General features: G+C 64.7%; 17 protein-coding genes. 5 read left to right on the forward strand and 12 right to left on the reverse strand.

The window, feature by feature from the left end; translation table 11 throughout:
- The first annotated feature begins 124 nt into the window (after window positions 1–124).
- Window positions 125–2,062 carry a hypothetical protein gene (locus IG178_RS09305; protein WP_193212270.1) on the forward strand — a complete coding sequence of 646 codons (1,938 nt, stop codon included), beginning with the start codon at window positions 125–127 and terminating at the stop codon, window positions 2,060–2,062.
- Between the two features lie 80 nt (window positions 2,063–2,142).
- Complete coding sequence (locus tag IG178_RS09310) at window positions 2,143–2,979, forward strand: hypothetical protein (RefSeq protein ID WP_193212271.1); 837 nt, start codon at window positions 2,143–2,145, stop codon at window positions 2,977–2,979.
- 634 nt (window positions 2,980–3,613) lie between these two features.
- Here the strand turns inward: IG178_RS09310 and IG178_RS09315 are convergent.
- The 3 genes from IG178_RS09315 to IG178_RS09320 all read right to left on the reverse strand — a co-directional run bounded on the left by IG178_RS09315 (window position 3,614) and on the right by IG178_RS09320 (window position 7,010).
- Entirely contained in the window at window positions 3,614–4,441 is an 828-nt protein-coding gene (locus tag IG178_RS09315) for a PEP-CTERM sorting domain-containing protein (RefSeq protein ID WP_193212272.1), read from the reverse strand.
- A gap of 62 nt (window positions 4,442–4,503) precedes the next feature.
- Window positions 4,504–4,638, reverse strand: coding sequence for a hypothetical protein (locus IG178_RS25915; protein ID WP_255518961.1), 135 nt, complete (start codon window positions 4,636–4,638; stop codon window positions 4,504–4,506).
- A gap of 197 nt (window positions 4,639–4,835) precedes the next feature.
- Entirely contained in the window at window positions 4,836–7,010 is a 2,175-nt protein-coding gene (locus IG178_RS09320; RefSeq protein ID WP_193212273.1) for an O-antigen ligase family protein, read from the reverse strand.
- 266 nt (window positions 7,011–7,276) lie between these two features.
- On the opposite strand from IG178_RS09320, the gene IG178_RS09325 reads away from it, so the two are divergent.
- The gene (locus IG178_RS09325) at window positions 7,277–8,656 is read left to right on the forward strand and encodes a glycosyltransferase (RefSeq protein ID WP_193212274.1); all 1,380 of its coding nucleotides are present in this window, start codon (window positions 7,277–7,279) and stop codon (window positions 8,654–8,656) included.
- On the opposite strand, the gene IG178_RS09330 is transcribed toward IG178_RS09325, so the two are convergent.
- Window positions 8,653–9,912 carry an autotransporter-associated beta strand repeat-containing protein gene (locus IG178_RS09330; RefSeq protein ID WP_193212275.1) on the reverse strand — a complete coding sequence of 420 codons (1,260 nt, stop codon included), beginning with the start codon at window positions 9,910–9,912 and terminating at the stop codon, window positions 8,653–8,655. The two genes, IG178_RS09325 and IG178_RS09330, sit on opposite strands and share 4 nt — an antisense overlap.
- Before the next feature lie 528 nt (window positions 9,913–10,440).
- On the opposite strand from IG178_RS09330, the gene IG178_RS09335 reads away from it, so the two are divergent.
- Complete coding sequence (locus tag IG178_RS09335; protein ID WP_193212276.1) at window positions 10,441–11,583, forward strand: autotransporter-associated beta strand repeat-containing protein; 1,143 nt, start codon at window positions 10,441–10,443, stop codon at window positions 11,581–11,583.
- Window positions 11,584–11,670: 87 nt separating this feature from the next.
- Here the strand turns inward: IG178_RS09335 and IG178_RS09340 are convergent, their stop codons facing one another.
- From IG178_RS09340 to IG178_RS09360, 5 genes are all read right to left on the reverse strand, one after another.
- Window positions 11,671–12,981: an autotransporter-associated beta strand repeat-containing protein gene (locus tag IG178_RS09340; protein ID WP_193212277.1), complete on the reverse strand. Its 1,311-nt coding sequence runs from the start codon at window positions 12,979–12,981 to the stop codon at window positions 11,671–11,673.
- A gap of 236 nt (window positions 12,982–13,217) precedes the next feature.
- The gene (locus IG178_RS09345) at window positions 13,218–14,945 is read right to left on the reverse strand and encodes a hypothetical protein (RefSeq protein WP_193212278.1); all 1,728 of its coding nucleotides are present in this window, start codon (window positions 14,943–14,945) and stop codon (window positions 13,218–13,220) included.
- A 50-nt stretch (window positions 14,946–14,995) separates the two neighbouring features.
- The gene (locus tag IG178_RS09350) at window positions 14,996–15,682 is read right to left on the reverse strand and encodes a hypothetical protein (RefSeq protein WP_193212279.1); all 687 of its coding nucleotides are present in this window, start codon (window positions 15,680–15,682) and stop codon (window positions 14,996–14,998) included.
- Window positions 15,679–16,590, reverse strand: coding sequence for an exosortase/archaeosortase family protein (locus IG178_RS09355; protein ID WP_193212280.1), 912 nt, complete (start codon window positions 16,588–16,590; stop codon window positions 15,679–15,681). Before IG178_RS09355 ends, IG178_RS09350 begins: the two co-directional genes overlap by 4 nt.
- A gap of 40 nt (window positions 16,591–16,630) precedes the next feature.
- Window positions 16,631–18,613, reverse strand: coding sequence for an MraY family glycosyltransferase (locus IG178_RS09360; RefSeq protein ID WP_193212281.1), 1,983 nt, complete (start codon window positions 18,611–18,613; stop codon window positions 16,631–16,633).
- Window positions 18,614–19,445: 832 nt separating this feature from the next.
- Here IG178_RS09360 and IG178_RS09365 point away from each other — a divergent pair.
- Window positions 19,446–21,602: a hypothetical protein gene (locus IG178_RS09365; protein ID WP_193212282.1), complete on the forward strand. Its 2,157-nt coding sequence runs from the start codon at window positions 19,446–19,448 to the stop codon at window positions 21,600–21,602.
- 49 nt (window positions 21,603–21,651) lie between these two features.
- Here the strand turns inward: IG178_RS09365 and IG178_RS09370 are convergent, their stop codons facing one another.
- From IG178_RS09370 to IG178_RS09380, 3 genes are read right to left on the reverse strand one after another with little or no spacing between them, the layout of a single operon-like run.
- Complete coding sequence (locus tag IG178_RS09370; protein WP_193212283.1) at window positions 21,652–23,127, reverse strand: DUF1501 domain-containing protein; 1,476 nt, start codon at window positions 23,125–23,127, stop codon at window positions 21,652–21,654.
- 51 nt (window positions 23,128–23,178) lie between these two features.
- Window positions 23,179–23,565, reverse strand: coding sequence for a four helix bundle protein (locus tag IG178_RS09375; protein WP_193212284.1), 387 nt, complete (start codon window positions 23,563–23,565; stop codon window positions 23,179–23,181).
- Between the two features lie 53 nt (window positions 23,566–23,618).
- On the reverse strand, window positions 23,619–26,477 hold the full coding sequence (locus tag IG178_RS09380; RefSeq protein WP_193212285.1) for a PSD1 and planctomycete cytochrome C domain-containing protein: 2,859 nt from the start codon (window positions 26,475–26,477) through the stop codon (window positions 23,619–23,621).
- Window positions 26,478–26,565 lie beyond the last annotated feature (88 nt).

Below are 26,565 nucleotides of genomic sequence, written 5' to 3' on the forward strand. Positions count from 1 at the left end.
CCACTGACCACTGACCACTGACCACTGACCACTGACGTTCCGTCCGTTTCCCAAATTCCGGCCGCCCGCATTTCAACTTTCAACTTTCAACGTTTCAGCTTTTCTACCCCCACCCCCTCCTCCCATGGCCCGTTGGTCCTCGCAGACGACTCATCAAGATATCAGTGGCTTCAGTGACAATCCGCATTTGCGGAAGGAGCTGAAGGTCTGGCGCATGAAGGTGGCCGCCGTGGTGCTGGTGGTGCTGGCGGTCATCGGCTTGTCGGCGAAGCCTGCCTACCGCGCCTTCCGTGAGTACCGGATCAACAAGAACATGGAGGCCGCGATGGTGGCCGCCCGCCTGGAGGACTGGGGCTCGGCGCGGGACAAGGCGCGCAGCGTGCTGATGGCGCGGCGCAATGATTTCGAGGCTTTCCGCCTGTGGACCCGGGCTTTGGGGAAGATGGGGGAACCCCGTGCCTATCTGGCCGCGGCCCAGTTGTTCACCGATCCCCGGGCGACCCGCGACGACCGGCTGGAGTGCCTGCGGGTGCTGGCAGTCCAGGCCCCCCAGGCGGTCGGGCTCAGCGCCTATGCCAGTCTGGACGAGGCGCTCCGCGACGAGGCGGAGTTCCGGGCGGCGATCACGCCCTTGCTGGTGAAGCGGGGGGAGTTCGCCTTGGCTGAGAAAGGACTTCGCGAAAGTTCCGGGGAAGCTGCTCCCCCGGAGGTCAAGCTCGAGTTGCTGCGGACGCTGTGCGCCGTCGGCGACCGGAAGCGGATGGACGAAGCGCGGCGGATCTTCGCGGACATGGTGTCCGGCGGGGACGAGGCGGTGGCGCTGGAGGCATTGTTGATCCTCGGCGAAACGCCCGGGGGCTTGGCTCCGGGCGAGCCGCTGCCGGAAGATCTCCCCCAATGGGTCGCGGGTACGACCAAGGCGACCACGCTCCACCACTTGCTGGCACTTCATCCCCGGATCGAGGCGAATCCCGGCGACCGGGAACAAATCTTCCGGGAGGCGATCGATCGCTTCCTGGCCGTCGATCCGGGCCCCTTGGGGACCTGGCTGGTCCGGCACAATCGGTCGGCGCAAGCGGTGGAGTTGTTGGAGGAGCCGGCAAAGTCCAGCTCGAGCGCTTATCTCGCATGGCTCAACGCGCTGCTGCGGCTCGACCGGCACGATGAGCTGGAGGTCGCACTGGATTCCCCGCCGGCATCGACGGACATGGTGGAGGTGGAGTTGGTTCGGGCGGCGATCGCCCGCTACCATGGCAACCGGGCCGCCGCGACTGCTGCCTGGACCCGGGCGCTCAATCAGGCCGCTTTCGACGGGTCGCGCAATCGCTTCATCGAGATCGCCGGGATCGCCCAGGGCTACGACGCGAAGGGCGCGGTGGAAGACGCCTGGGTCGGTGCGGTGTGCTCCGGCTGGGGACCGCTTCCGCTCTATACCGACCTGCTCCATGTGTTCGGCCGTCTGGCCGTCAAGGGTCGATCCGAGGACCTGCTGGCGATGTATCGGGTCATGTTGAGGTTCGAGCCGCAGAACCCCGAACTGATCAACAATTTCAACTATCTCGCGTTGATCCACGGGATCCTGCCGCCTGAACAGGTGGCGGACGCGATGGAGGCGCTGGTCGCCCAGCATCCGGAGATGCCGGAGTTGGACTCCGCCCTGATGCTGGCGAGGATGATGGACGGGGATGTCGAGGGCGCGCTCGGGCTGGTGCCCAAGGTGAGGGCCAGCGAGCGGGTGGCCCCGATGATGAAGGAAGCGCTCGAGGGATCCGCGCTGGTCCTTGCCGGCAAGACCGCGGAAGGCAGGGCGCTTCTTAGCCAAGTGAACTGGCGGATCTTCATGCGGCAGGAGCGGATCGCCTTCCGCGATCTGCTGATCAAGCTCCAGATCGCCGGCTTGCCGCTTCCAGAGCTCGAACGCATCGAGTCCGACACGGATGTGGACCAGGTCCCGGCGTGGCGCAAGGCGGTGGAAAAGTTGGAGCGGGATCGGTCCAATGATGTCCTGCCGGCCCTGCCGGCACCCCGCCTGCCGGGTCAATATGAGTTACCGGGATCCTGAGGCCGTGTTGATATTCCGTCGGCCCATTTTCCCCTTGGAAACACGAGGATGAATTTGACTCATGGACCGATCTCCCAGCCATGCCGATGAATCTCATGGCAAGTCAGGTTTTTCCTTTCCAATCCGGGAGGCAGCCGTTAATTCACCCCTGTTCGATTTCGATCTACCCCTTCAACCCCCTCCCAACGCTGAACATGAAGCGCTCCCTCCTCTCGGTTTTTGCCGGTACCGCGGTATTGGCACTGCCTCAGCTCGCGTCCGCCACCTTGTTGGTGGGCTTTTACAATTTCGACGGTGCCGACAATGTCGAAGTTGTCACCAACAGTGAGACCGGCTTTTCCGGAACCGTGACCGACGGAATTGCCAGTGAAGATATCGGTGGCAGCAACGACGGCTATTTCGGTGCGGATGGCGGCTACGCGGTGCCGTCCGGCACGGCCCTGAACGGCCACGCCAAGGTGCAATCGGGAACGGGCGGGCAGTTGGTGTTCTCGATCACCAACGGTTCGACCTCCTCGGTTTCTCTCGGCTCGCTTCTGTTCGACGCCGCTTACAAGGAGAGTTCATCCAGCGTCCTGAACATGAGCTGGGCGATTTCCGGTGGTGGCGGGTTGGGCTCAGCGAGCTTTGGAGGCACTTCGGACCCGCTCGTGAAGCATTTCCAGTGGGATGAGGGTGCGAACTACAGCGATCTGGCCATGAGCCTGGCCGGTTATTCGCTGGCAGTGGGACAATCGATCACCTTCACCTTCTCGACTCTTGCGGGTGGCGGGGAAACCTTCCGCATCGACAACTTGGCGCTGACCGGACTCTCCGCCATTCCCGAGCCGGCCAGCATGTTGGCCTTGGGTTGCCTTGTCGGTTGCGGTGGCCTGCTTCGCCATCGCAGGCGCGGACCGGTGGCGGGTCTCGCTTGATCCGCCGCGGGCTCAAATGCTCGCTCTGATCATCGATTAAATTCCAAGGGCGCATCGCAGGATGCGCCCTTTTTTGTGCCTGCATCAGGATGGGTGGTGGCTGGCGGCTTGGCGGATGGCGGATGGCGGGGATCGGGAGCTCCATGCAGGCCGAAGGTCTGGCCTGAGATAGCCAGGGGCAGCGCCCCTGGAATAAAATCGGAATGCCTTTGCCGCGCTGAAGGTGCGGGATGCAGGCGGTAGTGTCCCCATGGGATTGGACGCGCCCCCCGTGTGCCCCTTCAGGGCACCCCGCATTCATCTTCTTGAATTCCGGGGCCGCACTACGCTCGCCCCGGGCTACTTCAGGTAACCCCTTCGGGGCCAGAAGCCGGGTATTACCTGCGCGAAGGGCTGAGTCCTCAAAGGCATCGGGATGAATCCCGCGCTCCCGGTGGGACTTCGCTGCTCGAGCCGGTCCTAATCCCGGCGGCTAGGGTCACACGTGAACGCAAGCGTGCGGGGCATGCCGTGGCATTGGGTCAGTACCTGCGCTGGCGGGGATATGGCATCGAGGGCATGAGCAAAAAAACTGCCTCCCTTCTTCAAGGGAGGCAGTGTGTCGGAAAATCCACCAGAGATGACTCGTGCCACCTTACGAGCGGCGGCGGCGCAGGAGGCCTGCGCCGAGGCCGGCCAGTCCGAGGAGGGCCACCGAAGGTTCAGGAATCACGTTTGCTGAGAGGGTCACGTCGTCGAAGACCAGGAAATTGCTGCCGGGATCCGCAATGTTGTTGATATCCCAGAATGCACCCATGGTGGAGATGTCCTCCGCGCCCAGTCCGGCAAGCACGCCGCTGAACTGGGAGCCGTTCACATCTGCGAGGAAGCTGATGTCATTCGCTCCCGACAGGCTGAAGGCGATGGAGAGCGTGTAGGCGAAGGACTCCTGGGCGGAAAAGCCCCCGAGCACGGACGTTGCGGCACCGGCTCCGGTCGACCATGAAAAGGTGTTGAAAAGGGTATCCGTGTCCGGATCGGGATCCTGGTCGAAGGGGGTGAGGAAGATGCTGAGCAGATTGTCACCGAAACCATTCTCAAGCCGGAAGCCGAAGGTGTCCCGGCCCACGCCCGAGGTGTCGCTCACGCTGTCGACAACCTGGAACTTCACCGAAAACATCGAGCCATCCAAGGGAACATCATACGCGGTGTGGCTCACGTAGACTTCGGAATTGGCGACCGTGGCGGTGTAGCCCAAGGTGGCGGCCCGACCCCAGGAGGCACCGGGGTTGATGACGTAGCTGGCATCGTCGTTGCCGGCCGAGTTGTTCACGGACCAACCGAGCTGGCCGTCGAGTTTCGCGCCCAGCGTGGTGCCCTCGCCGAATTCAAATCCGGTCGAGTAAACCGTCACGGCACCCTTCGAAACGGATACCAAGGCAGCGGTCGCCATCAAGGCGCTTGTGAGGAGGGGGAGTCGCATGGAGAGAATGGATGTAAACTAATGAAGTTTGGACGGAGTTGACATCGAAGACGGATGACCGGTCAAAACGGGCTGACCGGAGGGGTCGTGGTCGAAGTGGTTGTGACCACGACGATCGGCGCGCCACCCCTTGCGGCGTAAGCGGGCGAGAGCCCGGCAAGGCAGGCGATGGCAGATGCGAGGAGGATCTTCTTCATGACGGCGCTGGAATTAACAGGTTAGATTCGCGGGGTCAATTTTGCAGAACGTATTCCGTGGGTTTTTTTAATTCGAGGCTGCATTTGGAGTCGCATTCAATGGCAAGGACCCGAAGCATGAAGGCGGTTCATTTCCGGGGCGGAATCCTCGTTGTGTCTTCGGGTTTCCAGGGGATGGCTGGGCCGCTGCCGGCGATTCACGGGTCGGAAAGCTCGAATTCCGGATGCGCGCTCGCGAAATTCCGCGGCACCGGACTTTTCGATCGTCTGGACCAAATTCCAAAAATCTCTTTCCGTTTCGAGGGGTCGGATATCTGGAGGAGCAGTCCGGGCAGCGCGCTGTCGCTCAAATCGGTTGGCACAGCGGCAATCCAGCGTCGGACGAGATTCGGATCCGATCCGGCGAGGGGCAGCAGGGACGGGAGGGTGCCCGGGGATTGGGAACTATCTTTCAGGATGGTCTGGAAGGTCCGGGAGATGAGTCCCTGGTTCATGGTTTTCGATTCGGCCGCGGTCGCACGCTGCATGGCTTCCTGCCAAAGTTCGATGGAGCGATTCGGATTCGAGACCAGCCAGGCACGGGCCTGATCGATCGGGACCAGGACGCGGTCGGGCAGAAGGATCCGCTGGATGGCGAAGGAGCGCGCGGCAAGGGCCTGTTTGTCATCGAAGTAAAGGGCCAGGGCGCCCTGCAGGTAGTGGGCGTGGGGGTCCAAGGGAGTGATCCGGAGTGCCCGACCGATCTCGGCCAAGGCTGCCTCCAACGGGTCATCCTGCGGGGCAGGCTGGTAGTCCCGTCCTTCGGCGGCCGCTGCTTTCTGGGCAATCTGATCCTGCTCATGCAGCAACCGGGCCCGGTCGAGGTGTGCCAAGGCCTGGCGGCTCGGGAGGGCGACGTCGCCGCGCCATTGCAGGACCATCAGCGCTGCCCCCGTCAGCGCGAGCAGAACGCCGGTCGATCGCCAGAACCAGCGGGCCGACCGGAATGGCGGGATTTCATCGCCCTCTTGAGTGAAGGATGTCCGCAGCGCGCTTGCCACGAGCAGGATGGCGCTCCAGGCAAGGCCGACCCGATGCGCCGGAACGTCGAAGGTTGCGTGGAGGCAAAGAAGCGAGGCTGCGACGAGCGAGCCCATGCGCAAAGCCCTCGCCCGGCCTCTCCAGGCGCGTCGGCCGGCGGTGATGAAGACGATGGCAACCACGGCCAGCAGCCATCCGGTTGCCAAACCGCCGTTCTCGGCGAGCAGCAGCAGCCAGTCGCTCTCGGGGTGCAGGCAGATGGAGTCGTTGCTGGCCGTTGACGAACGGCGGTATTGGGGAAAGACGCGTGAAAATTGGCCGGGCCCGACTCCGGACCAGGGCTCGTGTCCGATCATCTGCAAGGTGTCTTTGTAGATGGCGAGTCTGGCGTCGAGAGGGGGCTCGGTGACCTCGGGGGAAGCCATGTCACCGGGCGATGTGCCGGCGGACAGCTGCCCCGGCGAAGGAGCATCCGCCGATTGTTGGATTTTCTCCACCGTGTCCTTGAGGCGGTCCTTCACGCGGGAATCGACCGTCAAGAAGGTTCCCACCAGCGCGATGGCGATCAGAAGGAGGGCCTTCCCGGCATGTCCGCCCATCAGGCGGAAGCCGGTCGCGGCGAGCCAGAGGAATGATCCGACGGCGAGAAGCAAGACGCCGGCCCGGCTTTCGCAGACGACGACGATCGCATAGAGGCAGAGCAAGGTGGGGACGGCGGCAAGGGCGATTCGCCATGCGTCCCGAACTCGGATCGCCTGGGCGAGGGCCCCGAAGCCGGCGCAACTTCCCATCGCGAGCAAGGTGGCGGTGTGGTTGCGGTTGGGGAAGAAGCCGAACACGTCACCCGGCTTGTGCAAGGCGATCGCCGCTGCCGTGAGAACTCCGGTTCCGGTCACGAAGGCCAGCAGGAGCTGGTGGTGCCCGCGCGTCCCGACCCGGTGGCCGAGGAGGAAGAGCGCGACGATCGTTGTGACGATGTAGCCTGCCAGGGTTTCGATCGCCAGCGACGCCTGCACAAAGGCGTAGGGCCCGGTATCGAGGCCTTGATCCTCGAGCTTCTGCCTCCATTCCGTGAGGTGGAACCAGTCGCGCGGAAGGAACCCGATGGCAGAAGCTGCCGCGAAGCCACAGCCGAGGAGCCACCAGGAACGCGGGATCCTCGACTCCGGTGGAAACAGGACCATCACCAGGCCCGCGCCGGTCCAAAGGATCCCTTGGAGTGCTTGAGGAGCCATCTCCGGGAACGCCAGGGCGAGCATGGCGAAGGCGAGAAACGCTGAGAAAACGACGCCGGATCGCCGTTCCGCGTCGGTGGTGTCGGTCGCGAGGGATGAAGGGGTGCGATAGGACATGAGGAGGGAAACCACCGGTGCCGATGGCCTGCGATCGATCAAACGGGGAAAGAACGAATGCGAGAATGAAAAATTCCGGCAGATGCGATCCATGGCGGGGTCCGATCGAGCCCCTGCATTTCCAGCGGGACAGGAAGGTTGGGGGATATCCCGGGATCCGGATTGGGATCGCAAGCCCGGTCGCTGAATTGCCGCCTGCTCCGGGGATTTCAGAGTTTCATCCACCCCGGTTTCAGCGTTTTTCTCCCTCTGTGCATCTGGTGCTGGTGAATCAATACTATCCTCCCGACGAAGCGCCGACGGGACTGATGTTGGAGGCGGTGGCCGCGGCGCTGGTCGCGGCGGGGCACCGGGTGACGGTGCTCTGTGCGGAGGGGGGGTATGCGGGAAAATCTGAAACGCTGGAATCGGGAACGTCACCCCCGTTGCCATCTTCCTCGTCAGACAACACTGACCACCGACCACTGACCACCGGCCACTCTCACGCCGGTCTCCAGGTGATCCGGATCGGTGCGACCCGCTTCGGGCGCGGGACTTTCATCGGCAAGCTGGGCGACTATGCTTCCTTCTACCTCGGTGTCGCCTGGCGGTTGTTGACCCTGAGCCCAAAGCCCGACCGGGTGCTGGTCTTGACCACACCGCCCTATCTCTCGGTGTTGGCGCGGATCCTTTCAAAGCTGCGCGGTGCGGATCATGCCCACTGGGTGATGGATCTTTATCCCGACGTGATGGTGGCGCATGGGATGATCCAGGAGGGATCCATACCGCAGCGATGCCTCGCCTGGCTGACGCGCTGGGGCTTCGGTGGAAGCCGGAGTGCCGCCATCGTCACCCTGGGACCCGACATGGCGGAGCGGGTCGACCGGCATCTCCACGGGGGAAAGGCCTCGGAGTGGGTGCCGCTGTGGAGTTCGGAAGAGGGAGGGGCAGAGGGCGAAGGGCAGAGGGCAGAGGGGGAATCGGGAGCGTCCATGCCCCATGCCCCATGCCCCATGCGCTCCTCAAGCCTTGAAGCCGAGGGGTTGGAACTGCGGCGGGAGCGCGGCTGGGAGGACGACGAGTTGATCCTGATGTATTCCGGGAACATGGGCCTCGGGCATCGCTTCGGCGAATTCCTCGCTGCAGCGCGCGAACTTTCATCGGCCTCTGCTCCCTGCTCTCTGCCCCCTGCTCCCTGCAACCGAAGCGTCCGCTTCGTCTTCTTCGGTGGCGGCAAGCGGCAGGCTGAGATCGAGCAGTTCATGGCCGCGAATCCCGGGGCCGCGGTGGAACTCCATGACTACGTGCCGCGGAAACAGCTCGCGGCCCATCTGCGTAGCGCCGACGTTCACCTCGCATCGCTCGAACCCTCGTGGAGAGGCACCATGTTGCCGAGCAAGTTGCAGGGCATCTTCGCGGCCGCCCGGCCGGTGATCTACGTCGGATCCCGTGAATCCAGCACCGCCCGATGGATCGGGGAGAGTGGCGGCGGGTGGGTGGTGGAGCCCGGGGACAGCGGTTCTCTGGTGGAAGTCATCGGGGCTGCGTGTGATCCCGCGGAAGCCCGCGCCCGGGGGGCTGCGGCCGCCCGGTTCGGGCTCGAGCATTTCAACCGCGACACCAATGCCGCCAAGCTGGCCGGTCTCTTCGGGAGGGGATCCCGTTAAGCCGCGAGGGGTTTCCGCCGGCGGCGGAGCAGCCCGGCCGCGATCAAGGTGCCGGCGAGGGCGCTCGAGGGTTCGGGGATGGCCGACCACTGGAGGTTGCCGGTGGCGGAATCGAACGAGAACGATCCGTGGCCGCTGAAATCAATGGCCGTCATCAGGTCCCCGGAATCGTAGAGCTCGAACTGCGTGAAAGCGCCGGATGAAGCCGTGTTGAAGACATCCCAATCGAGCAGCGGGCTGTCCCAGAATTCGCTGCCCAGATCCAAGCCGCTCACGATCACGCGGAACACCGCGTCGCCGACGGTCAGGCTGCCGCCGACGTTGACGGCATCGAATGCCGTGCCGCGGCCGCTGGTTGTTTCCGACCCCAACTCCCACGCGAAGATCGAATCGTCGCTATAGGAAAGGTCCCCGGAAAAAGTCTGCAGCCCCGGACTGTTCCCCGGTCCGTGGATGCCGCCGGCCTGAATCGTGGTGGCGCCGCCAATCGTCCCGCTGCCGGCCAGGGTCGCCCCGCTTTGCACGGTGACGTCGCCGGTGGCGCCGCTTTGGTTGCCATTGATTACCAGGGTACCGCCGGAGACCACGGTCGCGCCGGTGTAGCTGTTGGCGCCGGAAAGGGTGAGGGTTCCGTTGCCGGTTTTGGTGAAGCCGCCGGTTGCGATCGAAGACTGGTTCTGTAAGGAGACTCCGGATCCGACCAGGATGCCAGCACCCGTGGCGACATGAACCGTTCCGTTGCCATTCATGGCAAAGTTGAATTCACCGGAATTTGTCGCTCCGAACGAGACCACTCCGCTCGAAGCATTGTTGTTCAGGCTCCAGCCCGGCTGCATCCGGAAATAGTAGTTATTTGATGAATTGTGGCTGATCGTGGAGGTGTTGGTTGGATTGAATCCGTCTTCGAATGTCATCGAAGTAAAGCCGATCGTTGAGCCGATAGACATTGATGATGGTGCGTCCTTGGAATTCGTGCCGGTTCCTGCAAAGCGCAAAGAGTCAGCCGAACTGGATCCTCCGGCAGCGACTTGTGATCCGGAATCGGCATTGTACCAATTGTTTGTAGCAGTGGTGATCGCGCCAGATGATCCGGGCGGATTCCAATAGAGGGTGTCCGCCCTGGTGGGGTCGGTGGCGAGTGTGATTGCTGAAATGACAACCAATGTTCGTCGCTGGGATTGGGTCGAATGTTTTTTCATAATACGGGAAGGGCATTCGTTTTGGTCGCCAATGAAAGAAGAAGAGTGATTATTCATCCAAAACAAGAAGCTATTTAGTTAAGGGTATAATCCGAGTCGATGGCAAACATTTGAGTGGATTGCGACAGGGAAGTCACGCGGTTGATCCCATGCGAGCATCTACCGGGCCAAGCGCCGCTGCGGTCTTGCGACCGGATCACGGGCTTCGATCACTGGCCGGTGCGGATTCAGGGCTACCGCATCTTGGCTGGCTGTAATCGGTAGGGTTGGACGCCCTCGGCCAACCGGAACGGTCCCCGACGGCTGGCCGATCTCCCACCTCTCGGCCGACCGGGGACGGTCGGCCCTGCTCGCGCTTCCGCGCGATTCCCCGAACCCAAGTGCGTCCAAAGATGAGATCGGCGTGTGTGTGGACGCTTTTTCTAAACCACCCGGGGCTCGCCGACATCATATAGAAGCTGGTTCCCCTTCGACCCGAAATGAGGAGCCGGCGATCAACCCAAGTGAGAATCCATGGTGACTGTACGATTTGCCGCCCTGTCGAGGGCAGTTCGCGCCCTCCCGGGCATTGCATTGATCAAAGCGATGCTGCTGCTTGCCGCGGGGAGCGCTCACGCCCAAACCACCTACTCTTGGCGGAACGAGGCGAGTAACGGGTCCTGGTCCGAGAGTGGCAACTGGTGGCGGGGCTACACCGAGACGCCGTCAGGCTCCGAGATCCTGCGCTTCGACAATGGTGTCCAGACAACCATGACCAACGACCTGTCGGCGACCAACCGCTACCGGATCTTTTTTGATGGCGGCTCGGCGTCGCGGGTGATCGGCGGCAGCACCGAGAACACCTTTTACGACTTTGGCGGCAACATCCCGAAGATCGAGAACCTGTCGGCCTCGACGCAGACGCTCAACTTCCCGATCAAGTTGGGATACGTCCACGGGCTCGAGCTGAATCCGGTCAACGGCGACCTGGTCATCGGCGGGGCGATCGATACCAACGGCAACTACCTGAAGGTCTACGGGGACAACGGCAAATCCCTGACCTTGGGGGCGGCCGTTTCAGGGGGCGGTGGCATCGATGTGAACCAGAACTCCCGGGTGATCCTGAGCGGGGCCAACAGCTACAGCGGTGCGACCACGGTCAATGCCGGTATTTTGCAGGTGGATGGCGATCAGTCCGCGGCGTCGGGAAGTGTGCTGGTTGCCCAAGGCGCGCGGCTGGCAGGCAGCGGCACCGTGGGAGGAAACACCACGGTGAACGGCACCCACGGTGTCGGCGCCGCGGCGGGGGCGGTGGCAAGCCAGCGCTTTGTCGGGAATCTCAGCTACGGGGCGACTTCGGTCTTCGAGTGGGATCTCAACGGGAACAGCATCAGTTCAGGGTTCGATTCGGTTGAGCGGACCAGCGCAGGCGGGACGCTTTCGGTCGATGGCGCCGCGGTGTTCCAGATCGTGATCGGGGATGGTGTCGACTTCAGCGGGTCATTCTGGGAAAGCGACCGGACTTGGGGGTGGTCGTCGATCTTCGCGAACTTCGCGTCGATCGATCCCTTCTCGAGCTTCGCGGTGGTGAACGGCGGGGCCGAGGCGGGTTACGGCTCGTTCAGCGTGGATCCGGCGGGAGTGCAGTGGACGGCGCTGTCATCCGTGCCCGAGCCGGGGAGTGCCATTGCCGGGCTGCTGGTGTTGTGCGGATTGACGCGCAGGCGGCGGGAATCGGCCCGCGGGTAGAGCCATCGAAGCCGTTGAGAAAAAGAAAGCCGCCACTCCGGTTAGGAGGGCGGCTTGGAAAAACCGGAAGGTCGTTGCAAACCAATCCTAGCGCCGTTGGCGGCGGCGGCGGAAGAGGCCGGCGCTGATCAGGAGACCCGCCAAGGCCGATCCGGGTTCAGGAATCACCGAGAACGACAGAACCCCGGCAGGGCTGAATTGAGCCGCGTAGTTGACGGTGTCGTAGTTGGAAAAGCTGAGACCCGAGACGCTGCCGGAAGCGAAGCCAGACAGCAGGTTATAGCTGCTCGTGTAATCGATCCCGCCGCCACCGAGATCGAAGGTTCCGCCGGTGATGGAGAAAATCCCACCGCCTGATCCGAAAATTTGATCGGTCGAAGAGGCAAGGTCGAGGGACCAGATTCCACCGCTCATGGCGAAATTGGTTCCGGAAGCCAGTGTGGCGCTGCCAGCAGCGGTGCCGTTGAGCGCGAGCGTTCCGGACGTGATCGTGAGCCCGTTGGTGTTGATGTTGCCCACCGAGCTATGCAGGGAGCCTCCGCCGAGGGTGACGCTGCTTGAGCCCGCAAGGGCGTTAGTATTTCCGGCAATCAAAATACCGCCGCTGAGAGTGGTCGCTCCGGTGTAGGTGTTGGCTGCTGTGAGGGTGACCGTGCCGGATGTCGTCTTGTTCAGCCCCGCGGTGCCGCCGAGAATCGCTGAGGCTGTGCCGGACTGAACCGAGAAATTTCCTCCGGTCTGGTTGAGCGTGCCGTTGGTGATGCTGCCGGAGGTGAGTGTGACCGTGCCGGTGCGGGTACGGGCCAGTCCCCCGAGATTGAGCGTGCCGCCTGCGACGTTGATGGCGCCCGAAGCTGCGCCAAGGGTGCCGCTCCCGCTGAGGGTGAGGGTGCCGGCGCTAACGGTCGTGGTCCCTGTGTAGGTGTTGACGCCCGAAAGGGTGAGGGTTGAGGTACCGAGCTTGGTGAGTCCCGAAGTTCCGGCAAGGACTGCCGAAATCGAAGCCGCGGCATTTGTCGTGATATTCGGGCCCGCCAGAGTGACCGCGGTGCCGGCATTTCCCGCGATGGAGTAACCGGTGCCCGTGAAGGTCATGGAGTTCACCGTGACGTTGGTAACAACCGTGACCAACGATGATCCGTTGACCGTGAAATAAGCGTCGTCTGCCGGCGTCGAGGTGGTGCTCCAGAAAATATTGCCTCCGCCACCAGGGCTCTCGCTCCAGTTCTTGCCAGAGGCATTGGCATTGGAAGTGTCCCAGTTGCCATTACCTGCTTGAATGCCGGAAGCATTGCTGGCGTCCCAATAGAGCGCTGCTCCCTGCACCCGGGAGTTGGTCGAACCAAAGGCGAAGCATGCAGCAATGACGCTGGTCCCGACGGTAGGTCGTGAGATCATAAAGAAGGGGGAGGAATGAGATGAAAGCGAGCTTCAGATGGCGGTAAGATGACGGGCCAAGTAAGTTGTAGCCAAACGGCAGCAGTTCGGTATCCAGAATTGCACAAATTTTAAAGTGATTTTTCGCGGAACTGAATGATTCCGGGTCCCCAAAACAGGGGGTGTTTCAATCTGCCATTTGGTGCAAAAGAACGGTCTGACAGCAATGATCGGAAGAACGACGTCTTCATGGCTGTTCAGGATTCTGTTCGTGTATCCGCCAAGCCTTTGAGCGTCTTCCGCTCCGCCGGCAGCAGTTCGTCCCACGGAAAGTCCTCCAGAAATACCCCGGCTTCTTCTTTTCGGTCGTTGGCGGCGAGGGTAATGCCGCGGATGGCCCGGTAGGCGGGGCTGGCCGCGAACCAGTCGATGTCGGACCCGGCGGTGAGCTCCAGCGCCTTGTCGGCATTGTCATTGAGCAGGTGGCCGAGCGCGAGGACGCAGCGGACCGGCAGGGCGTCGGGCAGCTTCTCGTGGATCGGGTCCAGGTCGCGGATCAGGTTGTCCGGGGTGATGCGGCCGTTGAGGCAGGAAAGGTAGTCGTGCTGGACGATGATCACCGGATTGCCGGGCTCGATGAAGCGGTAGGCGGTCAGGACCTCGAGGAGTTCTGATTCTTTTTTGTCGAGCGCCAGCTTCTCGATCACCCCCTTGAGCCGGGTGGCAGGGGGGATCGGGCCGTTGCCGCGGCGGATCGCCTCGACCCAGGCGCGCTGCGCGAATGCATCGAGCCCGCGCTGCTCCGCGTGGCGGGCCAGGCGGATCAGGGCGTCGTCGGCGGTGGCTTCCTTGGCGGTCCGCAGCGCGGCCGCCTCGGCGATGTCGCGGGCGTCGCGGTCCTTGCGGCGGGCGGCGATGTAGGCCTGGTCGCAGTGGATCTCCGGGAGGAAAGCCAGCGACGGCGGGTCCTCGAGCAGATTTTCCCAATCCTCCAGCCGGTCGGCCTGCTCGAACAATTGGCGGCGCAGGTCAAAGGCCTCGATTTCCTCGCCGGCGGGCAGGGCGGCGAGCAAGCGGTCCGCGGCATCGAGGTGCCGGGTGCGCAGGCACCAGCGGGCGGTCGCGAGGGGGGCGGATCCTCCGAAACGGGCGAGAGTGGCTTGGAAGATCTCATCCGCCCGATCCGGCGCGGCGGCCATTTCACAGCGGGCCAGGCGGAGGGCTGCGGCGGGGTCGGGCTCGCCCCGGGTGGCCTGCCAGGCCGCCAAGGGGGCGTAGGTGCCGGGGAGCAGGCTCGATTGGGGCAGCTCGTCAATCAAGCCGACCCATGCTTCCGCATCGCCAGGGGCGGAGGCCAGGCGGCCGATGAGGGTCTTCTGGAATTCCTGGTACGCCTCGTCGCTGCCTTTCGCGATCAGGATCTTCATCAGGCGGAGGTCGAGTTCCGGTGGCAGCGGCTGGGGGTGCTGCCGGAGCAGGAGCGCGGCGTCGGTCGGCATGCCATCGCGCAGCAGCCGGTCAACAAGCGGGGCGACGAATTCCGGGTCGGCGCGCTCGGCGTCCTGCAGGCCGGGCCACACCGCGCGCACGTACCAGGTGGAGCAGGAACGGCACACAATCTGCCAGGCCAGCTTGCGGTCATCGGGCGGGAAGCCGCTGGCGGCCAGGATGCCGACGGCGACCTCGGCACGGCGGGGATCGCCGAGGGCATGAGCGGCGCGGAGCAGGACCGGGATGGCTTCCTGGCGGCTGCCGTCGGAGCGGAGGACTTGCAGCGACAGCTCGCGGGCCTCGGCGAAGTTCTGCATCTCGAGCGCCTTGCGGGAGTCGGCCAGGCGGCGGTCGGTGCGCCAATGGCGATAGACCCCGAGTGCCGGGCCGAAGGCAGCGTAGGCGAGGCCGGCGAGCACCCCCAGCACCGCGAGCGTGCGCCACAGCGGATGGAGGTCAGCCCAGCGGTCGCGGCAGCGGTCGATGAAATTCATGGGGGATCGAAGCTTGAATGATTCGAGGGTTCGGGCAAGCGCCGCCCATCTCAAGGGGAGTTTGCCAGTTGCCAATGCAGGCCCTGTCGGAGCGAGGCGGAAAGCTGGTGCCAGGCCAGGTCTTCGGAGGGCAGGCCGGCGACCGAGCCCATGATGACGCGGGTGTGAGCGGGCTTGAAGCGGGTCAAGGCGGCGGCAAAGCGCAGGCGCCGGAGATCGTGGCCGGTGCCGCCCAGCAGGATGTCCCCGCGCAGGTCGGCACCGTCGAGCCCGCTGACCCAGACGCATTTGAAAACATTCATCACCTGCCCGCCGCCCCGCGGCCGGAACTGGGTCGAGTCGAAAACCAGCGTGTGGCCGTCGATCTCAAGCCGCCGCCGCGGATGGATTTTCTCCAGTCTCATCCCGATGCTTCCCATGCATTGCTCCGGCAGATGCTTGAAGGCCTCCAGGGTGTTGACGGTTTCCGCCCCGTCCCACTGGAACCAGGCGATGCGCATGCCGGCCTTTTCCTCGCCGTCGGACTGCGCGATCCAGCCGGCGTCGCAGTGCAAGGACGGCTGCACCTCGCGGTACTGGTCGGGGTGCAGCATCCACTTGTCCGGCCCATCAGGGACCCGCAGGTCGAGCAGGGGCACGGAACGGTCCGCGGTGGCGGGATCCATCCAGGCGCGCGACGCGAGCTCCGACACGACCGCCGGCAGGGCGAAAAGCAGGCACGCGGCGCGGAATTTCATGCCACCCCTCCTTCCACCACCTGACGGCTGATCCGGCGCGGCGAGGCCCCGCGGTCGAGCGCCTTTGAAATCCCGAGCAAAGTCGCGGAACCGGCGGCAAAAGCGAGCAGTCCGGCAACATCGTGCGCCTTGCCGAAGGCCGCCTCGCCGTGTTCGAAGCGGATCCACGCCAAGGCGCTGGCCCGGATCACGTTGAGGGTCCAGGCGGTCAGCAGGCCCGCCCCGACCATGAGCCAGCGGTTGCGCGCCCGCAGCGACATCCATTCGCCGAAAAACAGCGAGACCATCAGGAAGCTCTGGGCCGAGCGGATACCGCTGCAGCCTTCGGTGACGTGCACGACTTCACCGAGCCGGCCGAGTTGGTCGCCGATCGCTTCAACCGGTCGACCCAGCCAACCGAGCAGCACGGCGGAGCTCGAGATCACGCTGTCGGTCAGGGTGGTGACCGCCATTTTCTCCAGCACCGAAGGCAGCGGAATGGCGGTGCAGGCGAACAACAAGACGGGGATCAGACGACGGGCGGCCGGCGTGCCTCCCCGCCGACGGGCGACCCACAAGGTCACCGCCAAGACCACCGCGGCTTGTATCCAGAGCGGTAGGGTCCAGCGCGGATCGACCCGCCCGACCACCCTCAGGACGGTGAGCAAGGCGGTCAGCAGGAGGCCGGCGCTCAGCCAGATCCACCCATGCAGCGGGGCGGCGGTAGGAAAGAGCCCGCGCAGGCGGTAAGCGAACAGCAGGGTCAGCGGCGGGACGTACCAGCCGTAGTCGTAGTATTCGCCGAAGCGCCAGCCGTAGATGCAAGCGGCAAAGACCTGGATCCAGAGCGCCGTGACCAGCACCACATCCCCCGGCATCGGGGTCGGGTCGGCCGGGGGGGCGCTCGCTTTCGTCACACCGGCGGTCATCGCAGGAGGATGGCCTGGAATCAAGTCGCGGCGCGACCGATCAGGCCGGGCGCAAGGCGGTGGTTTCCTCGGGCCGGGGGATCTCCGACGAGGGCCGGCGCGTTGTTTCGCGGATGGCTTCCGCCGCTGGCCGGTCGGCGGCGCGAATCAATTCCGGCATCATGTCGGGTTGCCAATGATGGACTTCCAGATCGTGGCTTTCCGCGATTTCCATCAGTTCGTCGAGTCGCCCTGGCGAGAGGACGCTGGAGGTGACCAGAATGCAATTCGCGCCGGTGCGCTTCACCAGCTCGGGGATCTGGGCCGAGGTGCCGAGGATCGGGAATCCGCGCATCCGGCGGCCGCGGAGCTTGGGGCTGTCGTCGATGAAGCCGATGAAATGGTAGTCGAGCCAGGTTTCGGGCTGCGACAGGCGGAGATTGCACACGAACAGCTCGCCGAGGTCACCGGCACCATAAATCAGGGCGGTCCGCGACGACCGCTTGCTGCGCATCCGGCGCTTGCGGTGCATGGTGTCGATCACGCTCTCCTGGAGCAGGAAGCCGATGCAGCGGGGTGCCAGCACGCCGGCACAACCGAGCGACAGCGCGGCGAGGTGGACCGCCGCGTCATGGAAATTGAAGTCGTCCTGCGACATGCCCACCAGCGCGAAGCTGATTCCGGCCCCGCAAGCCAGCCACAGCAGGCATTCGGCGAAATCATGGGTCGATGCCCGCGTCCAGCGGCGGGAGTGGGCGCGGGCGAAGCAGAGGCCGACGACGGTGCAGGCGGCGAACAAGGTCGCCGGCTGGCGGGCGGCTTCCCAGGAAAAGGGCCGGATCATCACCTTGTCGAGAATCCACCAGGCGAGCAGGGCGGAGCCGAACAGCACCGCGAGGTCGTAGACAAAATAGATCAACATGGTTTCCCGGCACCCGCGGGGGCGGCGGATCAGGGTCCGGAGGCCGCGGCCGCTTTCCATGAACTCCACCGGGGCGATGTAGCGCAGGCCGACCAGGCCGATGACGATGATCCCCACGACCGACACGGTGAAGTAGCTGGCACCGCCGAGAATCGGCAGCAGGGCGAGGAAGGAACACAGGCCGGCGAAGCCGTAGATCACGAACACCGCCTGGCGCTGGTTCAGGCCCCAGTTCAGCAGGCGGTGGTGGAGGTGGTCGCGGTCCGCGCCGAAGATGTGGATGGTCGCTTGTCCCGGCTTTGAGACCGCGATCCGGCGTGCGGCGCGGCGCCAGATCGCGAGCGTCACGTCCAGCAGGGGCACGCCGCCGACCAGCAGGGGGAGCAGCAACCCGGCCACCACAGCGTGGCGGCCGACCGTGGCGGTACCCACGGAGGCGATGAAAAAGCCGATCAGCATCGACCCCGTGTCGCCGAGGAAGATCCGGGCGGGGTGGAAGTTGTAGCGGAGGAAGCCCAGCAGCGCCGCCGCCATCAGTGCGATCACGAACGCGTTGGTGGGCCGGTCGCCCGCCACTGCCAGCGCCGTCAGGATCACCAGCGAGATCGTCGCGAGACCCGAGCACAGCCCGTCCATGCCGTCGATCAGGTTGAAGGCGTTGATCAGTGCGACCGTCCACGCGACATGGATGGCGAGGTCGAGGAACCACGGGATCTTCCAGCCCATGAAAATTCCCGCGCCGCCGGGATTGTGGAAAAACATCAGGACCGCCGCCAGGATCTGCACGCCCAGCTTCAGCCAGGCGGAAATGCCGCCGCGGTCGTCGAAGAATCCCGCGATCACCAGCAGCCCGGAGGCGGCGACGAAGTGCAAGGTCCAGCGGCCGCCGAGCATGCCCTCGAAGCCGGTGCCGAAGGCGCGCAGGCAAATGAGGCCGGCGATCAGGGTGACGAACAGGCCGAGTCCGCCGGCCCGGGGAATCGGCTTTTGATGGATCCGCCGCGCATCGGGTTGATCGACCAGGCCCAGCTTGGGAGCGATCCCGATCATCAGCCGCGTCATCGCGAGCGACAACGGCAGGACGAGACCCACGATAAGCCAGGACCAGACGGTTTCAGACATGGGGGAGGGAGGGGGCCCGGTGTTGCTCCAGCGGGCGATTGGCGTGTTGGGAGTGGCTCCAGATGAGGGATCGGTGGCTCAACCGGAATGAGTTGCAGATGCGGAAAGCATGAACAATGCCGGGTTGGGCTCCCAATTGATCATCGGGCGCGATGAAGATGCCCGGATCGGGATCTGCTCCAAGGATAAAACTCCTCGCGAGTCATTTGGAGCAGTTTTTCTGAAGTTTAGCCCCCGAATCAGGGGGTGCCTTGCAAAGAATTGCAGGGCCGTCGATCACGGCATTCGATCGATGGGCAGATAACTTTCGAAGCAACTCGCAGGACGTGACGATCTCGAAACCTTGGAGTGCGCCGGCAGAGGTCGCTCGCGACCGGCGACGGCGCTTTTGGGTTGGGAGCTTGGTGTTCTGCTGGTCGGATTTCGGAGGTCGGCTGTGCATTTACGGGTGGCTTCGACGACGGCGGGTGGTTCGAAAGCGGTGTCGCCGCTGCGCTCTGCCGCCGCACTCCAAGGTACTCTGGAGTGCGCCGGCAGAGGTCGCTTGCGAACGGCGACGGCGCTTTTGGGTTGGGCGCTTGGTGTTCTGCTGGTCGGGTTTCGGAGGTCGGCCGTGCATTCACGGGTGGCCTCGGCAATGGCGGGTGGTTCGAAAGCGGTGCCTACGCTGCGCTTTGCCACCGCACTCCAAGGGGCTTGGGCCGCCAGCTGCACCACGGATCGCGCAAAAAATTTGCAGTCCCGCTTAAACCCCGGGCCCGGTTGCCGACATTCCCCTCTTCGGTGCCTGCCTTATCGGGGCGGCACCCGTCAACCCATCCTGTAAAAACCCATGAAGACCCGCCCGCTGACGGGGGCGTTGTGCCTGGTTGCCGCCACGGCCATCGCCCAGACCACCGAGAACTACCCGGATGCCACCGGTGAGGTGGCGGTGGGGACCTTTCCTCATCTCGACCTGACTTCCGTCGATGTCACGGTCGATGCCACCGAAACGAACATCACCTTCATACTCCACCTCGCCGGCAGTCCGGTGGCGACGGATTGGGGGAAATACGCGATCGGGCTCCGCTCAAACCCCGGCGGGGCGACCACCGGCAACGGCTGGGGACGGCCGATCCATTTCGCCGGTGGCATGACCCACTGGATTGCCTGCTGGGTCGACGGGGGCAATGGCGGCCAAGTTCATCACTACACCGGTTCGTGGGCGGAGACGGACTCACCGGTGGTCACCAAGGACGCGACCAGCGTGAGCATCACCACCACGACGGCGGCGCTGGGACTTTCGCCGGGCGAGGTGTTCAGCTTCGATGTCTATTCCACCGGTGGCGGTGGCGGCGACGGGGCGGTCGACGCCTTGTCGGCGGCGGCGAGTTCGATCAACAATTGGGGCGATGCCTACACCACGGCGGTGGCGGGCGGTGAATCGAATGCCGCCCTGACGTTCACGATGCCGGGGACGGCGGATTTCGCGACGTGGATCGCCGGCTTCGGGCTCGCGGGCAATGATGCGCTACCCGAAACCGACTACGACGACGACGGCCTGACCAACCAGGAGGAGTTCGACCTCGACCTCGGCTTGTCGCCGGTCAACGACGACTCGGACGACGACTTTCTCAAGGACGGCTGGGAAAATCTCACCGGCACCTATGTCGATGGCACCCACACCGGCACCAGCCCGATGGCCTTCGACACCGACGGTGACGGCATCAGCGATGGCGACGAGGTGGACGGGGTCGGGCTGGATTTCCCGCAGGATCCCAATCACTTCAACCATGTGACAATCGTCGTTCCCGGCAGCTTCAACCTGCCCGATGCCTGGGATCCGGCGGGGATCAGCACGCCGGGCAACGCGATGTCGCTGGCGGGCACCGGTTTCGCTGAGCAATTCCAGTGGTCCCTCGACTATCACTTCACGACGCCGAAGACGACGATCACCCACAAGTTCACCGCGGGCTCGTGGACGACCAACTGGGGCGCCAGCGGCACCGCCGGGGTGGCGGCGCCCAACGGCGGCGATATCAACCGGCTGGTCGAGGCCAGCGGGATCCACCGCATCACCTTCAACAGCATCACGCTGGCCCACACCTTTGCCCGCGCGACCTTCGCCGATGCCAATGCCTACCTCGCCGCCTACGGACTGGCGGCCGGTGCCGACGAGGACAACGACAATGTCCTCAACGAGGACGAGTTCGCGGCCAACACCGACCCGCGCAATGCCGACAGCGATGGCGACGGCCTGCAGGACGACGTCGATCCCGAGCCGTTGGTCGCGGCACCGGAGTCGCGGGACATCGTCTTCCAGGTCGACATGTCGGTGGCCATCGGCGACGGCTACTTCACCGCCGGGGTCAGCACGGTGCGGGTGATCGGCCAGTTCGACGGCCCGTGGAATGTCGCGGGAGGGGTGGTGCTGGCGGATCCCGACGAGGACATGATCTACACCGGGACGTTCACCGCGGAAGGCTTCGAGGGCAGCCCCTTCGGTGTCTACAAGTTCTTCATCGATGGCGGGCCGAACTCCGGCTACGAGGACACGCCCGACCGGACCGTCAACCTGGGGCCGGACGGGGTCGAGCAGGTGCTGCCGGTGGTTTACTATGCAAACATCGGGCCGCCGGCCGGCTTCGACGCCTGGATCGCCGGTTTCGAGGGCCTCTCCGACCTGAGCCGCGAGGGGGATCCGGACGGCGACGGGATTTCCAGCGGCGATGAATTCCTGTTCGGAACCTCACCGGCGAGCGGGACGGGGCGGGCCGTGATGTCGGCCCCCGGCCCGACCGGTCTCACCCTGGTCTGGTTGCAGCGGACCACCGGTGCGACCTATGTCCTCGAGGAAAACGACGACCTCGCCGGCGACTGGACGCCGGGTCCGGTGCTTCCTGCCGTCGCACCAGATCAAGCCGGAGTCCCCGCCGATTACACCCGGATGGAGGCGTTGATCCCGTTCGGCATCCGCAATTTTGTCCGTGTGACTGGCAGCGAAAACTGACCCATGGCAAGCGGTCCCGCTCGTGGCGGTGTCTGTGGGCGGGACGCAGTCAGGCGATCACATCCGTCACCACCCGTGATGGTTTGGTGACATTGGAGAGGCGCTGGTCGAGGCCTTGGAACGGATAGGTCATGCGCTTGTGGTCGAAGCCCAGCAGCGTCAGCAGCGTGGCGTGGAAGTCATGGGCGCTGACCTTGTCGACCGCCGCTTCGTAACCGATCGGGTCGGTTTCGCCGTAGCTGAAGCCCGGCTTCACGCCGCCGCCGGCCATCCACAAGGTGTAAGCGGACGGGCTGTGGTCCCGGCCGACGTTGCTCATCGTCATGCCGCCGCGGTTTTCGCGCATCGGCGTGCGGCCGAACTCGCCGGACCAGACGACCAGCGTCTCGTCGAGCAGGCCGCGCTGCTTGAGATCCTTCAGCAGTGCGGCGATCGGTTGGTCGATCTGGCGGCACTTGTCGGCGAAGCCCTTGCGCAGGTCGGTCTGGTCGTTGGTTCCGTGCGAGTCCCAACCCCAGTCGAAGAGCTGGATGAAGCGGACCCCGCGCTCGGCGAGGCGGCGGGCGAGCAGGCAGTTGTTGGCGAAGGACTCCTTGCCCGGCCGGGTGGCGTAGGCTTCGTGGATCGCTTGCGGTTCCTGGGAGATGTCGAAGGCGTCGGAAGCGTGGATCTGCATCCGGTAGGCCATTTCGTACTGGGCGATCCGGGTCATCGTCTCCGGGTCGCCGATCTCGGTGGCGACGCGCTGGTTGAGGTCGTTGAGTGCGTCGAGCGTGCGGCGCCGGAGTTTTTGTGAGACGCCGTCGGGGTTGCCGAGGAAGAGCACGGGGTCGCCCTGGGAGCGGCATTGCACGCCTTGATAGACGCTCGGCAGGTAGCCGGATCCCCACACCGACTTGCCGGCGTCGGGGTTGTTGCCGCCGGAGGTGAGGACGATGAAGCCGGGCAGGTTCTGGTTTTCCGAACCGAGTCCGTAGGTCGCCCACGCGCCGGCGGAGGGGCTGCCGGGCGTCTGGCTGCCGGTGTGGAGGAGGAGCTGGGCGGGGCCGTGGTTGAACTGGTCGGACCACATCGACTTGATGAAGCAGACGTCGTCGATGACTTCCTCGAAGTACGGCAAGCGGTCGGAAATCCACTGCCCGGACTTGCCGGCGCGGTGGAAGGGGTACTGCGAGCCGAGCATCTTCGGCACCCCTTGGATGAACGCGAACTGCTTGCCCTCGAGGAACTCGGCGGGGCAGTCCTGGCCGTCGTATTTGACGAGGTCCGGCTTATAGTCGAAGAGCTCGAGCTGGCTCGGCGCACCGGCCATGTGGAGATAGATCACGCGCTTCGCCTTGGGCGCGAAATGCGGCAAGTCGGGCGCGAGCGGCGCGGCGGGGTTCTTCTTCAACCCGGCACCGCAGGCCAGGTCCATCTGCGACCCCATCCACAGCGCGCCGAGGGACAAGGCCGATTGGCCGAGGAAATGCCGCCGCGTGAGATGCCGGGCGCGGTCGTGGTGGAGCTGTTGGAACAAGTTCATGGAAAATGACGAATGAGGAATTCCCGAATGACGAATGGAGTGGGTGGGGAATCAGGGTTGGTCGAGGGTGGTGCGGCGGATCTTGGAGAAGATCAGATGGAGTTCGTGGGCTTCTTGCCAGATGGGGCGGGCGAGGTCCTTGGCGGACGGATGGGCCTTTGCGATCATCCGGAGCCAGTGCTTGGTTTCGCGGGCCTCCTTGCGGCAGGTGTTGATCTTGAGCGCGAACTCTTTCCGCGACACCGCGTCGTCCGCCTCGACATAGTTGGCACCCACCGAGGTGCCGGACCGAACAATCTGGGAGATCAAAGGGTTGGTAATGGCGTTGCGCGGAAGATCGAGGGCGAACTCAATCACCTGCTCGCCGAAGCGCGCGGTGCGTTCTTCGAGATCATAGCCACCGAACCGCGGCTCCCGTTGTCCCTCCGCATCACTCATTCCCAGCACACTTCATTCGTCATTCGGAAATTCTTCATTCGTCATTCCCCCCTTTATCGGTTCAGCGCGAGGTCGGAGTTGAGCAAGGTGTTCGCCACCAGCACCAGTGCCGCTTCGTCGGGCGTCGGCGCGAGCTTGGCGGACTCGGCGGGAGTGCTTTCGTACTCGGCCTTCGCATCGGCGTGGAGGGCGCGGAGGGTGTCGAGGGTCGCCGGGGTGGCTTGCTTGAGGGTGAGCAGCTGGTAGCCACGGGCGAGCCGCTCGCCGAGCTCGGGGCCGGCTTCGGCCATGCGCTTGGCGAAGGCCTGGGCGAACTCCATATGGGCGGGATCGTTCAGGGTGACCAGTGCCTGCAGCGGGGTGTTAGTCGGAATGCGGCGGGCCAGGCAGACGTCGCGGGCCGAGCCGTCGAAGGTGAGGAAGGCGGGGTAGCCGCTGGTCCGCTTGTTGTAGGTGTAGAGCGCCCGGCGGTAGCGGTCCTCGCCCTGAGAGGTGTCCCATTTCGCGCCGCTGTAGACGCTGTTCCAGATCCCGTCGGGTTGGGGTGGGAAGACCGGCTTGCCGAACATCTTGCGGCTGAGCAGGCCGGACACCATCAAGGCCTGGTCGCGGACCATCTCGGCGGTGAGCCGGTTGCGCGGGCCGCGGGCGAGCAGGCGGTTGCGTGGGTCGCGGCCGATGATCTCCGGCGTGGCCTTGTCCGATTGCCGGTAGGTGGCGGAAAGGACGAGTTCGCGGAGGAAGGGCTTGAGGTGCCAGGCGTGGTGGTCGCGCAGGCGCAGCGCGAGGAAGTCGAGCAGTTCGGGGTGGCTGGGCAACGCGCCGGAGCTACCGAAGTCCTCGAGGGTCTCGACGATGCCGATGCCGAACAACTCGGCCCACAGCCGGTTGGCAAGCACGCGGGCAGCAAGCGGGTTCTCCTTGCCGACGATCCAGCGCGCCATGTCGAGGCGGTTCCGCGGTTTCTCCGGGGCGCCGAGGAGTTCGGGAATGCCGGGCTCGACGACTTTGTCGAGGGTCATGCGGTTGCCGCGGATGAAGACCCGGGTTTCGCGCCGGGCGGCGTCGGAACGCTCCTGCATCACCGGGATGGTCATGCCGGGGATGGCTTGGTACTGCTTCCGTAGTTCCGCGACCTCGTTCCACAGGGCGTGGTGTTCCGGGGTGTCGAGGTAGGCGATCAATGCCGGATCCTCGCTGGTCGCGATCCGCAGGCGCTGGACCACGCAGTTCTGGCTTTCGTTGCAGGTCGCGCGGTGCTGGACCTTGATCTCGAGCCGGTCGCCCCCGGCGGGGGCAACCGCTTGCGCCGGGATGAACCACGCGGTGCGCGGGCTTTTGGTCATCGGGTAGTCGCCGACCCCGCCGGCATTGCCGGCGAGCGCGTCATTGGGATCGAAGGGTCCGGCGATGAAGTCCGCCGCGACTTCCCGCAGGCGGATCGGGGTGCGCGTGCCATCGGCGCCGACATAGGCGGCCTCGAGGCCGGAAACCACCGCGCCGCGGCCGCGCCATTCCGCGGGATTGTCGCTTTCGGGGAAAATCTCGACCCGGATCAGGGCCAGCGGCCGGGCGGCTGCCTCGAACAGGAACGCGGTGTTGTTCGGGGTGGTGCCGGAGGTGACGACGATGCCGTCCTCGCCCTGGGTCAGGATGCCGGTCGGCGGCTCGGCGGTCGCCTTGTCGAAGCGCAGCGTCTGCCAGTCCGCCACTTTCAGCGCCAGCTCGCGCATCGGGGTGTTCATGTCGGCGCGACGCTGGCGGACGAGCTGTTCGAGGCGGACCGCGTCGGCCTGCAACGCGGGGTCGTCGGCGACCTTGGTACGAGGGAAATCGGAGTTGATGTCGACGTCCTCCGAATTGTTGAAGAACGCCATGAAGCGGTAGTAGTCGTCGTGGGGGATGGGGTCGTAGGGATGGGCGTGGCACTGCACGCAGCCGAAGGTCGTCGCGTTCCACGCCGTCCAGGTCGTGTTGACGCGGTCGATGACGGCATTCATCCGGTACTCCTCGTCGTCGGTGCCGCCCTCGGAGTTGTTCTGGGTGTTGCGGTGGAAGGCGGTGGCGATGAGGTCGCCGGGTTCGGGTTCCCCGATCAGGTCGCCGGCGAGTTGCTTGAGGGTGAACTGGTCGAAGGGCATGTCCGCGTTGAAGGCGCGGATCACCCAGTCGCGGAACGGCCAGATGTCGCGATGCGGGTCCTTCTCGAATCCGAAGGTGTCGGAGTAGCGGGCGAGATCGAGCCACATCGCGGCCCACTTTTCACCGAAGGCCGGGGACGCGAGGAGGCGGTCGGTGGCTCCCTCCAGCGCGGCCTGCGGGTCGCCCTCCCAGGCTTGCTTGAAGGCGGCCCACTCGTCCGGCGTCGGCGGCAGGCCGGTGATGTCGAGCGACGCACGGCGCAGCCATTCCTCGGGAGCCGCCGCCGGGGAAGGCTCCAGATCCTCAGACTCGAGCCGCGCGAGAATGAAGCGGTCAAGTTCCTGCTTGCCCCAGGCCTGGTCTTTCACCGCGGGCAGGGCCGGCATCACCGGTTTCTGGAACGACCAATGGTCGCCCCACTTCGCTCCCTCCTTGATCCAGCGGGTGAGGGTGTCGATGTCCTGTTGGGGCAGCGGATGGGGATGGTGGTCCGGTGGCGGCATCCGCTCGTCGAGGTCCTCGGTCAGCAGGCGGGCGATCATCTCCGACTGTTCCGGGTGGCCGGGGACGACGATGGCTTTGCCCGAGTCGCCCTTGCCGAGGGTGTCCTCGCGATACAGGTAGGAGACGCCGCCGGCCATTTTCACCCCGCCGTGGCAGGTGGTGCAGTTCTTGGTGAGGATCGGCCGCACGTCGCGGTTGAAATCGACCGACACCTCTGCCGAGAGCGGGAGGACGAGAGTGGCGAGGATGGTCAGTTGGCAACGCATCGGATCGGTCGAGCATACGGAACTTGGCGCCGGCCTTTCATCGGCGGCACTTGGATTTTCAGGATAAAACTTGTGGATTTTGGGATGA

The organism is Neoluteolibacter marinus (assembly GCF_014904755.1).
Taxonomy (GTDB): Bacteria; Verrucomicrobiota; Verrucomicrobiia; order Verrucomicrobiales; family Akkermansiaceae; genus Haloferula; species Haloferula marina.